Source organism: Streptomyces sp. NPDC006925 (assembly GCF_042869575.1).
In the GTDB taxonomy this organism is placed as follows: Bacteria; Actinomycetota; Actinomycetes; order Streptomycetales; family Streptomycetaceae; genus Streptomyces.
This window is the reverse complement of the sequence record NZ_JBIAGB010000003.1, coordinates 491,653-506,266: the sequence shown is the minus strand read 5'-3', so window position 1 is coordinate 506,266 and position 14,614 is coordinate 491,653. Positions and strand designations below refer to the sequence as shown.

Below are 14,614 nucleotides of genomic sequence, written 5' to 3'. Positions count from 1 at the left end.
GCGCCTGGGCCAGCATGTCTGTCGGCCGGGCTCATGGTGGAGCCGCCGCCCGAGCTTCCCGGGGGCGGCGGATCGGCGAGGACCGGGCTCGGCAGCCTCTCGGCCGAGGCCGCAGCACTACGCCACCCGGGCGCGGCGAGGCGTGGTGCGGTCGGCCGTCGCGCTCACGCACCGGTCCAGTGCGGGGACCGCTTCTCCGCGAAGGCGCGGGGACCCTCCAGGGCGTCGTCGGAGTTCAGCATGGCCCGGTACCGGGGCAGGTGGGTGTGGCGCATCCGGGTATAGGCGTCCTCGACGCTGAGATGCTCCGTCACGCGCAGTACCTCCTTCACGGCCGCCACCGCCAGCGGCGCACCCTCCCGCAGGGTGTGCGCCAGGGCGAGGGCCCGCTCCAGGGCGGTGTCCGGCCGTTCGGCGACCTCGTTCACCAGCCCCCAGCCGGCCGCCTCCTCCGCCCCCAGCCGGCGACCGGTCAGCAGCAGCTCCGTCGCCACGGCGCGCGGGAGCCTGCGCGGCAGTCGCAGGACGCCGCCGGAGTCCGCGATCAGGCCGAGCTTCACCTCGGGCAGCGCGAACTCGGCGTGCGCGTCGGCGACGATGAGATCGGCGGCGAGCGCGAGTTCGAAGCCCCCGCCCAGGGCGAGCCCGTTCACCGCGGCGATCACCGGCTTGTCCAGTTCGAACAGCTCCGTCAGTCCTGCGAATCCGCCGGGCCCGTGGTCGGCGTCGACGGCCTCGCCCCCGGCCGCCGCCTTGAGATCCCAGCCTGCGCAGAAGAACCGGTCCCCGGCGCCGGTGACCACGGCGGCGCGCAGGGTCCGGTCCCTGCGCAGCCGGTCGAAGCCTTCGTACAGGGCCTGGCTGGTGGCGGCGTCCACGGCGTTTGCCTTGGGCCGGTCCAGCGTGATCACCAGTACGCCGTCGTGTGCGTCCAGCCGTACGGGGGTCATGGCGACTCCTCTTCGTCGTTCCCGTTGTTCCGGTGCGGCGCGACACGCCTGAGCACCACGTCCGCGGCGACCGCGCCCCGCCCCTCGGGCAGTACGAGCAGCGGGTTGACATCGAGTTCGGTGACCTCGGGGTGGTCTTCCACATAGGCGCAGACGGCCTGAACGGCGGCGACCGCAGCACGTACGTCACCGGCCGGACGGCCGCGGAACCCGCGCAGCAGCGGCCATATCCGCAGCGAGGACAGCGCGTCCTCGATCTCCGTCACGGTCGTGGGCAGCAGCGACGTGGCGGTGTCGCGGACCAGTTCCACCAGTACTCCGCCGGCCCCCAGGGTGAGCGCAGGGCCGAAGGCGGGGTCGTGGTGCACGCCGACCAGGAGTTCGGCGACGGCGTCCGGCACCATCCGCTCGATCAGGAACTGGTCGGCGAGCCCGGTCATCGCCGAGACGGCCTCCTCCACCGCCTTCTCGTCGGCGAGCCCCAGCCGTACTCCGCCCACCTCGCTCTTGTGCGCCGTCCCGGCGGCGAGAGCCTTGGCGACGACGGGGAAACCCAGCGTGCGTGCGGCCTGTGCCGCCTCGCCGGGCCGGGCCACGGCGCTGTCCGGGACGGACAGTCCGTGGTCGGCCAGCTCCCGCTTCCCGGCATGCTCGTCGAGCATCTCCTCCTTGCGGGCGGGTCGGCCGGCCCGCCCGCCGTGCGGCGGCAGCGCCCGGTCCGCCGTGCGTCGGGCGGCACCGATGCGACCGGCCGCGGCGATGGCCCGTACACCGTCCGCCAGGCCCTGGAGGGGGGCGATACCTTCCGACAGCAGCCGTCGGCCGACTGGCTCCGGCACCCCCTCGGGCAGCGTACCGACGACGCACGCCGGGGCCCCGGTACGCCGGTGCGCCGCCACGAAGGCATCCAGTGCGGTGCTCCAGGCCTCGTCCTCGCACAGGTCGGCGCGAGGGAGGTCGAGCAGCAGCGCGTTCATGTCGCAGCCCGCTTCGAGCAGGGCGGTGAAGCATTCCAGCTGAGCGTGGAAGTCCCCCCAGATGTAGGTGTGGTAGTCGAGCGGGTTGCGTACGCTCACCTTGTCGCCCAGCACGTGGCGCAACCGCGCGGCCGACCGTTCCGGAAGCGGTGGGAGCTCGACCCCGTGCAGCTGAGCGGTGTCTGCCAGCAGGGCCGCCTCGCCGCCCGAGCAGCTGGCCGAGGTGATCCGGGTCCGCCCCGCCGGGTCCGGGGGTCCGCTGAGCGGACCGTGGACGTGCAGCAGCTTCAGCGTTTCCACGAAGGTGCCGACCTCCGCCACGCGTGCGACGCCGGTGCGCCGGAACAGGGCCTCGCACAGGACGTCCGACCCGGCGAGGGAACTGGTGTGGCTCATGGCGGTCTGCGCACCCAGCTCGGAGCTGCCGGTCTTCAGCGCCACGACAGGCACACCGCGTCGCAGGGCGGCCAGCGCCGCGCGGGCGAACCCGTCTGGGTCGGCGATCCCTTCCAGATGCAGCCCGATGGCAGTCACCCGGGGGTCGTCCAGCAGCGCCTCGATCAGTTCGGGTACCCCGGTGACGGCCCCGTTTCCCGCGTTGATCAGGTAGGCGAGGGGAAGGGCTCGGCGCTGCATGGTGATGTTCTGCCCGATGTTGCCGCTCTGGGTGATGACGGCGACACCGTTTCCGGTCCGGACGCCGCCGTGCTGGTCGGCCCAGAGCGCGGTGCCGTCGAGGTAGTTGAGGACGCCGAGGCAGTTCGGGCCGATCACCGGCATCTCGCCGGCGGCGGCCCGCAGGGCGTCCTCCAGTGCGGCGCCGCGGGGCCCGTCCTCGGCGAACCCGGAGGCATGGCACACGGCGCCGCCCGCGCCGCGCCCGGCGAGTTCCGCGAGGATCTCCACCGTGGCCTCCGCGGGTACGGCGAGGTACGCGGCGTCCGGCGCCGCGGGGAGCTCGGTCGTACTGCGGTGGCAGGGCAGACCCTCGATGTGGTCCCGCCGCGGGTGCACGGGCCACAGCTCGCCAGCGAAGCCGAGGGCACGACACCGGCGTACGGCCGCTGCGGCCGACGCGCCCCCGTAGACGGCGATGTGGCGGGGGTTGAGCAGGCGGCCGAGGGAGTGGGCGCCCGCTGCCATCAGGCGCCCAGTGGACGCAGCAGGGAGCGGGAGATGATGTGCCGCTGGATTTCGCTGGTGCCGTCCCAGATGCGCTCGACGCGGGCGTCGCGCCAGTAGCGTTCGATGGGCAGCTCGGCCATGAGTCCCATGCCGCCGAAGGTCTGGAGCGCCTGGTCGGTGATGCGGCCCAGCGCCTCCGAGGCGTACAGCTTGGCCATGGCCGCGTCGCGGTCGGTCATGGTGCCCTGGTCCTGTTTCCAGGCGGCGCGCAGGGTCAGCAGTTCGGCGGCCTCCAGCTCGGTGGCCATGTCGGCGAGGGGGAAGCTGACGCCCTGGAAGCGGCCGATGGGCTGCGCGAACTGTTCGCGTTCGGCGGCCCACTCCAGAGCGAGGTCGAGAACACGCCGGGCGCGGCCGATGCTGGTGGCGGCGACCTGGAGTCGGCTGGCGCCGAGCCATTCCCCCATCAGCGCGAAGCCGCCCCCCTCCTCGCCCAGCCGCTGCCCGGCCGGCAGCCGGACGTCGGTGAAGGTCAGTTCGCACTGGTGGTAGCCGCGGTGCGAGACGCACTGCGAGCCGCGCCGCACCTCGACGCCGGGTGCGTCGAGGTCCACCAGGAAGGCGGTGATGAGGTTCCTGGTGCCGCGCTCGGTCTCCTCGGTGCCGGTGGCCGCGAAGACGAGGGCGAAGTCGGCCATGTCGGCGTGCGAGATGAAGTGCTTGGTGCCGTTCAGTACGTAGATGTCGTCGCCGTCGCTGCCGCGTTCGCGAACGGCCCGGGTCCGCATCGAGCGCACGTCCGAGCCGGCGCCCGGCTCGGTCATCGCGAGGCAGTCGTGCCGCTCACCTCGGACGGTGGGCAGGAGGTAGCGGTCGCGCTGCTCGCCCTCGCATGCTCGGAGGATGTTGCTGGGGCGGGCGACGAGCATCTGGAGGGCGAAACCGGTCTTGCCCAGTTCCCGCTCGACAAGGGTGATGCTGACGGCGTCGAGGCCGCCGCCACCGATCTCCTCGGGCATGTTCGCCGCGTACAGCCCGGCGGCGATCGCCTTCTCACGGATGCTGCGGGCCAGCTCCGGCGGCACGTCGTCGAGCTTCTCGACCTCGTCCGCGTGCGGGTCCAGTTCCGTTCTCACGAATTTGCCGACCGTCTCCACGATCATGCGTTGCTCGTCGGTGAGCTCGAACTCCATGTCTTCCTTCCTCACCTGGCCCGGTGGCCGGTCCGGCCCCGGCCACCGGGTATGCCGATGGGTTTTCCGACCAGCTCGGGCACGGGCAGTACGTCGTGCGCCGCCTGGATCGTGTCGAGTCGGCCCAGCAGCTCATCGGAGAGCCGGCAGGCACGCCCCTGTGCCGTGTCCACGTGCAGCAGCATCTGTTCGGCTGCGGCGAGCAGGGTGCCGTCGGCGCCGTGCCACATCTCGTGGAAGAGGTGCAGCCGCTTGGTGTCGTGGTCGAGCAGCCGCAGCGTGAGCCGGAGCGGTGCCCCCTCGGTGGCCTCGCGTTTGTTGTGCAGATGCGTCTCGACCGTGTAGAGGGACCTCCCCTGCGCCCGGTACTCCTCGTCGATACCCAGGTAGCGGAAGAACGCGTCGGAGTTGTCGCCGAGGACGCGCAAGTAGCACGACTCGCTCATGTGCCCGTTGTAGTCCACCCACTCCGGCAGTACCGGAGTGCTGTGCAGATCGAGTGGCGCCGGTACGGGCGCCGTGTCCTTCCATGGCCGGTGGCCGGTCCCCTCGTACGGGGTGACCACGCGTGCCGGATTCTCTGCCATCCGTTCCCCTGCGGGCTGCTCGACTCGCGTCGCACAATGTGCGTCGCCTGCTCACATTGTGCGACGCTACGAGAGCGGCTTCCGACGCGTCAAGGGGAGCGACCGCCCCTGGCGGGCGGCGGAGCCCGCGGAGGCCAGGGGATGACGGGCGGCTACGCTTCCCCGAGCGGACGACGAGAGCGGGAGGCATCGGCAATGGACGCGGCGCACGCCCCGGACGCCTTGGAGGAGCGGGGCGGGACACGGCCGGGCGGAGGGCGCGTACAGGCGCTGGAACGGGCGATCGCACTGCTCAACGCCGTCTCGGCAGGCGCCCCCGAAGGCCGCCCCGCCGCGGAACTCGCCGCCGAGTGCGGCCTGAACCGGGCCACCGCCTGGCGGCTGCTGGCCACCCTGGAACATCACGCACTGGTCGAGCGCGACCCGGTGGGCAACCGGTACACCATCGGTTCCGCGGTCAGCCGACTGGCCTCCACCGCGGGCGTGGAAGGGCTGATCCGCCGCTCGCACGACGTGCTGGAGCGGCTGTGCCGGAACACCGGGGAGACGGCCAACCTCGCCGTCGCCCGCCGCCTCGGCCTCACCTACGTCGACGAGGTGGTGCCGCCCGCGGTGCTCAGCGCGCGCTGGCTCGGCCGACAGGTCCCGATCCACGCGACCTCGGCCGGCAAGGCACTGCTGGCCTGGCAGACGAGCGGCGAGGTGGACGCCATGCTCTCCGGCCCGCTGGCCGAGTACACCGACACCACCCGCACCGACCGGCCGGCTCTGCACGCCGAACTCGCCCAGGTCCGCGCCCGCGGTTACAGCGTCAGCGTCGGCGAACTCGAACCCGAGCTCTACGGGGTCGCCGCCCCCGTACTCGACGCGGGTGACCACCCCGTGGCCGTCGTCAGCGTCTGGGGCCCGCGGGACCGCGTCCCCGAGTCCCGCTTCGCGGAACTCGGTTCCCAGGCCCGACAGGCGGCGCGCGAGATCCGTGCACGCCTGACGCCGGAGGTCTAGCCACCGCCGGGCCGGGGACGGCCGCAGGGAGGTTCCCTCCTGAGGTGGTGAGGAACGACTCGGCGCGTGTGCTGTCCTGAGGCGTGGCTGTGCGGCCGGACACCACGCGAGGGCCACGGAAGGCGCTGCCCGGTCCGCTGCTCAGAGCATGACGTGCTTGACCTGGGTGTAGTCCAGCAGTCCGGCCATCGACAGATCGCTGCCGTAACCGGAGTGCTTCACCCCGCCGTGCGGCATCTCCGAGACCGTCGTCCCGTGGGTGTTCACCCAGACGATGCCCGCGCGCAGCGCCCGGGTGGCCCGCATGGCGCGGGCGTGGTCGCTCGTCCAGACACTCGCCGCCAGACCGTACCGGGTGTCGTTCGCCAGCCGCAGGGCCTCCTGTTCGTCCGTGAAGGGCTGCACGGTCACCACCGGGCCGAAGATCTCCTCCCGCACGATCTCGTCGTCCTGCCGCACCCCGCAGACCACGGTGGCCTCGTGGTAGTAACCGGCCCCTTCCCGGGCCGCGCCGCCCACCAGCACCTTCGCGTGCCCCGGCAGCCGCTGCAGGAGGCCCTCCACCACAGCGAGCTGACCGGCTCCTGCGAGCGGCCCGAAGTCGCTGCCGGGCCGCAGCGCCGAAGCGTGGGCGGCGAACGCCTCGACGAACGCGTCGTGAAGCTCCGCGTGCACCAGCAGCCGGGTCGGCGCCGTGCAGTCCTGCCCCGCGTTGTAGTACGCGACGGCGGCCAGCTGGGCGGCCGTCCACTCCACATCGGCATCCTGGTGGACGACGACCGGTGCGTTGCCGCCCAACTCCAGGTGTACGCGCTTGAGGTCGCTCGCCGCAGCGGCGGCGATCTCGCGCCCCGCTCGCACGCTGCCGGTCACCGCGACCAGCCGGGTCGCCGGGTGGGCCACCAGCGCCCGGCCGGTGTCACGGTCCCCGCACACCACGTTCAGCACGCCGGGCGGCAGATGCCCGGCGGCGCAGCGGGCCAGCAGCCCGGCCGAGGTGGGCGTGGAGTCCGCCGGTTTGAGCACGCTGGTGTTGCCTGCGGCCAGGGCCGGTGCCACCTTCCAGGCCGCCATCATCAGCGGGTAGTTCCAGGGGGTGATCTGGGCGCAGACGCCGACCGGTTCCCGCCGCTGCAGCGAGGTGTGCCCCTCGACGTATTCCGCCGCGGCGGCACCGGGCAGGTTCCGGGCCGCACCGGCGAAGAACCGGAAGGTGTCGAGGACCGCGGGGAGTTCGTCGGCCCGGAACAGCTCGGCGGGCTTACCGGTGTCCGCGACCTCCGCCGCCACCAGTTCGTCCGTGTGCGCCTCCAGCGTGTCGGCGATCCGCAGCAGCGCGTCCGCCCGTGCGGCGGGCGTGGTCACCGACCAGTGCTCGTAGGCCGCCTCCGCCGCCGCGCAGGCGGCATCGGCCTCCGCCCGGCCGGACAGCGGCGCCGTGCGGTCCGGGACGCCGGTGGCGGGGTCGGTCAGCGGCATGGTCGCGCCCGAGGCCGCGGGCAGCTCCGCGCCGCCGATGTGGTTGTACGGGACGGGGGCCGGTTGCTCAGCCACGGCGCAGCACCTCCTTGGCGGCGGCGCGTCCCGTCCGGACCGCGCCCTCCATGTAACCGGCGACCCACTGGTCCGAACCGCAGACGAAGAAGGGTGGTTCATGGGTGCCGTGCAGCGGCCCGACGGCTGTCACGTCGCCGGGCGTCCACTGCGTGACATAGCCCTGGGTCCACGGGTCGGTGCCCCACATCCGGGTCCAGGTGCCGACCGGGCGGTGTGCGTCGTCGCCGTAGAGGCGGGCGATCTCGGCCAGCAGCTCCCGTTCGCCCTCTCCCTCGGGCATGCCCAGCAGCACCCCGTACCGCTCGGGCGGGACGAGGCAGGAGAGCACGCCTTCGCTCTGCGGCCAGGTGCTGCCGAGCACGCCTTCGCACTCGGAGAGCCCGCTGCGGCCCGAGGCACGCCAGAAGGGCTTGTCGTAGGCGGCGACGAACTTGGCCGCCACGGCGTGTCGCTGGCGGTGCAGCGAGGCGAGCCGCCCGTCCGAGACCCCGGTGATCTCGACGGACCGCAGCGGTCCCGCGGGCAGTGCGCTGACCACGGCCCCGGCGGTCACCGTCTCGCCCCCGGTGAGGCGGACCGCGCAGCCGCCGGGATCGACGGCGACCGCTTCGACCGGTGCGCCGGTCCGCACCCGCGCGCCCAGCTCGTCGGCCATGCGCAGGGCCACGGTCGCCGAACCCTCCGCGACCCGCAGCCCCTCCCATTCCTCGTAGTCGTAGTGTTCGACGTGCTCGGCTCCCTCTCCCGGCACGGCAGCGCGCGGCGGTACGGCCGCGTGCTTGCGCAGCGCCGCCAGCAGCGAGGTGCGCTCGTACGAGCCGTCGGCCAGTGCCAGTTGGCCGATCTCCCACAGCCGTACGACGCCCGGCGAGGCGCCGGCGGACCGCAGCCAGTCGGCCACGGAGATCCGGTCGAGGGCCTGGGCGTGCGGATGGCTCCACGGGTCGCCGGGGTGGACGGTGCGGGCGAGGTCGGCGAACGCCTCGGAGACGCGCCGGTGGCAGGCGTCGTCCCCGGTACCGAACCAGTGCGGCGGGTCTCCGGCCGAGACCCCTTCGGGCGTGGCCCGGGCGAGGAGACCGGGCTCGGCCACGTAGCTGGGGACCAGAGTGAGCCCCAGTTCGCCGGCCAGGGTCAGATAGGCGGTGTGGGCACGGCCGACGACCTCGCCGCCGAGCTGGACGAGCCGGCCGTCCGGGAGCGTGGTCTGTTCGACCCGGCCGCCGACCCGCTCCCGGGCCTCGACGACCAGCACGTCGGCCCCGCCCGCTGCGAGGTCCCGCGCCGCCGCGAGACCGGCGAGCCCGGCGCCGAGAACGATCACGTCATGGTGCATGGGAAGCATTCCTTCGTATCGGTCCGCGTTCGGCCCGGGGCCACTGTCCGGTCATTCGAGTCATTCGAGGACCAGGCAGTGCTCCGGAAACCAGCCGACCTCCACGTGCTCGCCCCCGCTCCAGCGGTCCTCCATCCGCGAGCGGTCGGTGTTCTGCTCCAGCACCGACACCGTGACCCCGGGCGCCAGTTCGATCAGATAGGTGGTGGTCGGGCCCGAGTACACGGTCGCCCGGACCACGCCGTTCACCCGCGCCATGCCGGGAGCGAGGTCCGACAGCCAGATCTTCTCCGGCCGGATCGAAAGACTCACCCGGCTGTCCTCGGCGATGCCTTCGCGGGGGCCGACCGGCAGCTCGGGGCCCTGGTCCATGACCACGGCGCCGGACCGGTAGGTGCCGGGCACCAGGTTGGACGTGCCCATGAAGGAGGCGACGAAGCTGTTCGCGGGCCGCTCGTAGACGTCCTCGGGAGTGCCGCACTGCTGCAGGTGTCCCTCGTTCAGCACGGCTGTCCGGTCCGACATGGTCAGCGCCTCGTCCTGGTCGTGGGTGACGAAGACGAACGTGATGCCGATCTCCCGCTGGATCTGCTTGAGTTCGACCTGCATCTGGCGGCGCAGCTTGAGGTCCAGCGCCGCCAACGGCTCGTCGAGCAGCAGCACCTGGGGCCGGTTGACCAACGCACGGGCCAGCGCAACGCGCTGGCGCTGGCCCCCGGAGAGGGTGGTCGGTCTGCGGTCGGCGAGCTCTGCCAGCTGTACGCGCTCCAGCATCGTGGCGACCCGCTCGCGGATCTCGGTGCGGGCCACTCCCTTGCGCTTGAGGCCGAAGGCCACGTTGTCGCGCACCGACAGATGGTCGAAGAGGGCGTAGCTCTGGAAGACGGTGTTGACGTCCCGCTTGTTCGGCGGCAGAGCGGTGACGTCCGCGCCGTCCAGCAGGATCGTCCCGTCGGTGGGATCGGTGAACCCGCCGATCATGCGCAGCGAGGTGGTCTTGCCGCAGCCGGAGGGGCCGAGCAGCGAGAAGAACTCGCCCGGGGCGATGTCCAGGCACAGGTCCTGGACGGCGTAGGAGGAGCCGTAGCTCTTGGAGACGCTGTCGAGTCGCACGGCGGGCGGCGGGCCCGTGGCGTTCGTGGTGTTCGTGGTGTTCGTGGTGTTCGTGGTGGTGGCGGTGGTGGTCACGGGTGTCACTTCCCGGAGAGGAGATCGAGGCCGCCGCGGCGGCCGAACAGGCGCGGGATGAACAGCGCGAGGGCGATGAGGGCGATCGACCCGACGAGCATCAGCGTGCCGACGGCGTTGATGGTCGGCTGCACCCCGAAGCGGATGGCCGAGTAGATCCGCACCGGCAGCGGCTGGGGGTCGACGCCGGTGGTGAAGTAGGCGAGGACGAAGTCGTCGAAGACCAGCGCGAAGATCAGCACCGCGGATGCCAGGATGCTCGGCAGCAGCGCGGGCAGGGTGACCAGCCGCAGCGCCTGCCAGCGCGTCGCGCCCAGATCCATCGCGGCCTCCTCCACCTCCGGATTCAGCGCCGCGATCCGGGAGCGCAGGATGACCGTCACATACGAGATGGAGAAGGTGATCTCGGCCAGCATCACCGTGCCGGTGGAGAGCGGGATCTGCATGCCCTTGAAGAGCAGCATCGCCGCCACGCCGGTGACGATCTCCGGAGTGACCAGTGGCACCAGCATGATCAGCCCGGCGAGGGAGCCGAGCCGGTTGCGGCAGCGGACCAGGCCGAGGGCGAGCGTCACGCCCAGGACCAGCGAGCCCACCATCGCCACCAGGGCCACCTGCAGGCTCATGCCCAGCGAGTCGATCAATAGCTGGTCGTGGAAGAACTCCCGGTACCAGCGGAGACTGAAGTCCTTGAAGACCGTCAGCGACTTCTGGGAGTTGAACGAGTAGAGCACCACCACGCCGATGGGCAGATACAGCAGCGCGAAGAACGCGACGGTGACGGCGAGCGCGAACCGGGGCTTGCGGTCGGTGCCGCGGCGGGCGGGGCGGGCGGCGGCGGAGGGTGTCGTCATCGGATCGCCTCCGCCTCGTCCTTGCGGGCGCGCCGCAGGTATCCCAGCATGCCGAGGAAGAGCACGGCCAGCAGCAGCATGGTCAGCGCCGAGCCGAGCGGCCAGTTCTGGCCCTGGAAGAACTTGTCCTGGATCAGATTGCCGATCATGATCTGGTCGGGGCCTCCCAGCAGCTGAGCGCTGACGAAGTCGCCTATGGCGGGCAGGAAGACCAGGACACAGCCGGCGGCCGCGCCCTGTCTCGTGGCGGGCAGGGTGACGTGGAAGAACGTCCGCAGCGGGCCTCCGTACAGGTCGCGCCCGGCTTCGATCAGGGCGACGTCCATACGTTCCAGCGCGGCGTACAGCGGAATGATCATGAAGACGATGAAGCCGTAGACGAGCCCGGCCACCACGCTGGTGCCGGTCTGGAGGATCTTGGTGCCGTCGCTCGCCAGCCCGATCGCGCGCAGCCCTTGCAGCAGCGGCCCGTCGTCCGAGAGGACCACCGACCAGCCGTACATGCGCACCAGGTAGTTGGCGAAGAACGGTACGACGATCAGTGCGATCAGCAGTGTCTTGAAGCGCCCGCCGTGCAGCGCGATGGTGTAGGCGACGGGATACGCGATCAGCAGGCAGATCACACAGGTCAGCAGCGCGTAGCCGAGGGACCGCAGCATCACCTCCAGATATGCGGGTTCGGCCAGCGCCGAGAAGTTCTCGGGCCGGAAGCCGAAGCGCGGGTTGCCGAGCGCGTCGGTGGTGCCGAGCGCCAGGGTGGCGACCAGGACCAGGGAGCCGATGAGGAACGCGGTCATCCACAGCGTGCCCGGCAGCATCAGCACGGTCCACAGCCGGTTGCCCCTTGCGGAGGGGCCGCTCCGCGCGGGTCGCCCGGGGGAGCGGTCCCCACGGGGCCCGCCGGCTGTGTCGGCCGCACCGTTCTCGGGGAGGCGTCCGCTCTTTTCGTCGAGCCCGGGATGTGCCGGCTCGGTGGTGTTCTGCATGGCCATGGCGTCAGCTGGCTTTCACACGTGTCCAGGCGGCGTCGCGGGCACGTTCGGCCTGCTTGTCGCCGTTGTGGAAGTACAGGTCGTCCTTGAGTTCGTCGGTGGAGACGACACAGGAGGGGAAGGGCTCGACCAGCGCGGAGTAGGTGTCCTCCGAACCCTTGACCGGCATCGGGTATCCGATGTATTCGATGTTCTTGCGGACGTTCTCGGGCCGGAGCAGGTAGTCGATGAAGAGCATTGCCGTACCGGGGTGGGGAGCGTTGGAGGGAATGGCGTAACAGTCGGAGTTGAGGGGCGCCCCTTCCTTCGCGATCTCGAATCCGAACTTCGACGGGTCCTTGGCCTCGTTCAGCATGGCGGCCATGTCACCGCTCCAGGCCTGGGTCATGGCCGCGTTGCCGGTGAGCAGGTTGTTGTAGCTGTTACTGGAGAAGCCCCGCAGGTGCGGGCGGAGCGAGCGCAGAGTGGCGGTGATCTCGCTGAGGTCGTCCGAGTCGGAGGTGGAGACGTCGAGGCCACGCTTGAGCGCGGCCATGCCCAGCACCTCGTCCCGGTCGTCGAGCACGAAGACGCGGCCCTTGGCGCGCGACAGCCACAGGTCGTCCCAGGACCCGGACAGATCGTCGCCGATCTTGTCCTTCCGCCAGCCGATGCCGGTCTTGTACATGGTGAACGGCACAGTGTGCCGCGATCCCTGGTCGTACCAGGGATCGGTGAAGTAGTCGTAGTGGCCGAAGATGGCATCGGCGTTGCGGAGCTGAGAGTGATCGATGCGGCGCAACCGGTTGCCCTGGACGAGCCGCTCGGCCCACTTCGCGGTCGGGAAGATGATGTCGTACTTGTTGCCGGCGTTGAGCTTGGCGACCATGCCTTCCATCGAGTCGAAGTTCGACTGCACGACCTTCACGTCGTACTCCTTCTCGAACCCGGCGAAGACCGCCGGATCGATGAAGTCGGCCCAGTTGAAGTACACGAGATCGCCGTCGATCTTCATTTCGATGGGCTCGTCGTCGGTCTTCTGGGAGGCGGAGCCTCCGGAATCGAACCCGCACCCGGATGCGGCCGTGCCGAGCCCGAGTCCGACCGCGGCGGCGGAACCGGTGCGCAGGAGGGATCGGCGGGACAGGTGGCGGGACATCCAGGTGGATGGGGAGAGCGCCTCGGGGGACATCGGTGGTCCTCTCCATGCGGTCCGTACGGGGGGAACGGACACTGATCGGGTGTGTACACGTGGCGCGCGCCGACCGGGTGGGACTCGGAAGACGGGGCCCGAGGGGGTGTGGCGCCGGGGGTGCGGTGCCGTTGCGGGTGCTCTGAACCCTGTGCCGCGGGGTGGGTGCCGCGCGAGCGGGACGCGGAGGGGCGGCCAGGGATCCGAAGGGGGTGCGGCGGGGAGACCGGTGCGGGTGCGGCAGTGCGTGTGCCGATCCGGCTCCCTCGCGTGCGTTCGCGGCCGGCTCAGGCCGTCTCGTCGTCCGGGACCGCCGCGAGATCCGCCCGGATCCGGTCGGCGAACCAGCCGACCGCCGACTCGCGCCGGGACAGCGGGCCGGGCTCGAACCCTGGGGTGGTGAGTCCTTTCTGTACGCGTGCCACAAGCTCGGCATCCTCGTCGTTGGTGATCCAGCCGATGTGGATGTTGAGCCGCCGCGCGATGCGGGTACGCAGCGAGGTGCCGGCGCGGGTGTAGAACGCGCCCGGGACGGCGACGCGGTCGACGCCCGTCGGGATCGCGGTCCAGGCAATCACAAGGTCGGGGTAGAAGTCGATGAGCGTATTCGGATAGATGACCGCGTACCGCCATATCCGGCGGTCGGCCTCCGTCAGACCGGGCATGGGGGTGGCGAGGCGCTGGTAGAGGCGCTCGGGCCAGTTCGACGAGGGCTTGTCGCGCAGGGGAGAGGCGAAGAGCGCGTAGGGCCCGTCGGTCTCGCAGGTGTAGCCCTGGTAGTCCAGCAGCCGCATCAGTCCGGGGTGGGCCACGGGTACGTGGTAGCCCTCCAGATAGTTGTCGACGGCGACCTTCCAGTTGGCGTGCTGGACCTCGGCGCCGTCGAGGTCGTGGATCCGGTCGCGGCCCACCGGCACCAGGTCCGTCCCGGCGTAGCGCCCGACGGCCTCGGCGAGCCCGGCGCACTGCTCGGCGAGCGGGACGGCATCGGGGTCGTGATTGACGAAGACGAAGCCGAGGAACGACTCGACGCGGACCGGGAAGAGCCCCAGCTTCGGTTTGTCCAGGCACGGGATCTGCCGGGCCTCCGGCGCGCCGACGAGACGGCCGTCGAGCTTGTAGGTCCAGCCGTGGTACGGGCAGCGGATGGCCTTGCCGTCCGGTTCGGGTGCGGAGACCAGCCGGGTGCCGCGGTGCCGGCAGACGTTGAGGTGGGCCGCCAGGCTGCCGTCCTCGGTGCGGACGACGAGCACCTCGCGCCCGGCTGCGGTGGCGGTGAGCCGGGCGCCCGGGCCGGGCAGGTCCGACTCGTGGCAGACCAGTTGCCAGGACTTGGCGAAGATGTGCCGGCTCTCGGCCTCGGCGACGCCCGGGTCCGTGTAGTAGCGGGCGGCGAGGGCCGCACCGGGGTGGGGCGGGGCGGAGTCGGGGGCCGTGGGCGACGCGGGCGCCGGCGGCTCGGTGCCGGGCGGGCCCGTGGACGCGGGGGTGGCCGGGGATTTCGCGTGCATCAGCTGACTCCAGAGTGAGAGGGTCGATTGCTGACTGAATGGTTAGTCAGCCTGCGGAGCCGGTCGTGCGGTGTCAAGGGTTGCGAACTGACTAATCAGTTAGTTAGCGTCTGGTTGTCGCCGCGACGAGTCCCGGATCCCGGACCGCGGCCGTTCCGGACGGTTCGC

The 14,614-nt window shown here is 71.4% G+C and carries 12 protein-coding genes; 1 reads left to right on the top strand and 11 read right to left on the bottom strand.

Annotated elements, in window-relative coordinates; genetic code table 11:
* Positions 1-164: 164 nt before the first annotated feature.
* From ACFYNS_RS07305 to ACFYNS_RS07290, 4 genes are read right to left on the bottom strand one after another with little or no spacing between them, the layout of a single operon-like run.
* Positions 165-950: an enoyl-CoA hydratase-related protein gene (locus ACFYNS_RS07305; protein ID WP_360290448.1), complete on the bottom strand. Its 786-nt coding sequence runs from the start codon at positions 948-950 to the stop codon at positions 165-167.
* The gene (locus tag ACFYNS_RS07300) at positions 947-3,070 is read right to left on the bottom strand and encodes an acetate--CoA ligase family protein (protein WP_388601372.1); all 2,124 of its coding nucleotides are present in this window, start codon (positions 3,068-3,070) and stop codon (positions 947-949) included. The genes ACFYNS_RS07305 and ACFYNS_RS07300 overlap by 4 nt, the downstream gene beginning before the upstream one ends.
* Positions 3,070-4,245, bottom strand: a complete 1,176-nt coding sequence (locus ACFYNS_RS07295; protein ID WP_388601370.1) for an acyl-CoA dehydrogenase family protein — start codon at positions 4,243-4,245, stop codon at positions 3,070-3,072. Before ACFYNS_RS07295 ends, ACFYNS_RS07300 begins: the two co-directional genes overlap by 1 nt.
* A gap of 11 nt (positions 4,246-4,256) precedes the next feature.
* Positions 4,257-4,832, bottom strand: coding sequence for a thioesterase family protein (locus ACFYNS_RS07290; RefSeq protein WP_360290454.1), 576 nt, complete (start codon positions 4,830-4,832; stop codon positions 4,257-4,259).
* Positions 4,833-5,027: 195 nt separating this feature from the next.
* Between ACFYNS_RS07290 and ACFYNS_RS07285 the strand changes: the two genes are divergently transcribed.
* Positions 5,028-5,837: an IclR family transcriptional regulator gene (locus ACFYNS_RS07285; RefSeq protein WP_360290456.1), complete on the top strand. Its 810-nt coding sequence runs from the start codon at positions 5,028-5,030 to the stop codon at positions 5,835-5,837.
* Between the two features lie 141 nt (positions 5,838-5,978).
* Here ACFYNS_RS07285 and ACFYNS_RS07280 read toward each other — a convergent pair whose 3' ends face one another.
* From ACFYNS_RS07280 to ACFYNS_RS07250, 7 genes are all read right to left on the bottom strand, one after another.
* On the bottom strand, positions 5,979-7,391 hold the full coding sequence (locus ACFYNS_RS07280; RefSeq protein WP_360290458.1) for an aminobutyraldehyde dehydrogenase: 1,413 nt from the start codon (positions 7,389-7,391) through the stop codon (positions 5,979-5,981).
* On the bottom strand, positions 7,384-8,730 hold the full coding sequence (locus ACFYNS_RS07275; protein ID WP_388601367.1) for a flavin monoamine oxidase family protein: 1,347 nt from the start codon (positions 8,728-8,730) through the stop codon (positions 7,384-7,386). The genes ACFYNS_RS07280 and ACFYNS_RS07275 overlap by 8 nt, the downstream gene beginning before the upstream one ends.
* Before the next feature lie 60 nt (positions 8,731-8,790).
* Positions 8,791-9,843 carry an ABC transporter ATP-binding protein gene (locus tag ACFYNS_RS07270; protein WP_388601447.1) on the bottom strand — a complete coding sequence of 351 codons (1,053 nt, stop codon included), beginning with the start codon at positions 9,841-9,843 and terminating at the stop codon, positions 8,791-8,793.
* 80 nt (positions 9,844-9,923) lie between these two features.
* On the bottom strand, positions 9,924-10,772 hold the full coding sequence (locus ACFYNS_RS07265; protein WP_360290464.1) for an ABC transporter permease: 849 nt from the start codon (positions 10,770-10,772) through the stop codon (positions 9,924-9,926).
* Entirely contained in the window at positions 10,769-11,764 is a 996-nt protein-coding gene (locus ACFYNS_RS07260) for an ABC transporter permease (protein WP_360290466.1), read from the bottom strand. The genes ACFYNS_RS07265 and ACFYNS_RS07260 overlap by 4 nt, the downstream gene beginning before the upstream one ends.
* A gap of 4 nt (positions 11,765-11,768) precedes the next feature.
* A complete protein-coding gene (locus ACFYNS_RS07255; RefSeq protein ID WP_360290468.1) occupies positions 11,769-12,935 on the bottom strand; it encodes a spermidine/putrescine ABC transporter substrate-binding protein in 1,167 nt (388 codons plus the stop codon).
* 287 nt (positions 12,936-13,222) lie between these two features.
* On the bottom strand, positions 13,223-14,446 hold the full coding sequence (locus ACFYNS_RS07250; RefSeq protein ID WP_360290470.1) for an aromatic ring-hydroxylating dioxygenase subunit alpha: 1,224 nt from the start codon (positions 14,444-14,446) through the stop codon (positions 13,223-13,225).
* Positions 14,447-14,614: the final 168 nt, after the last annotated feature.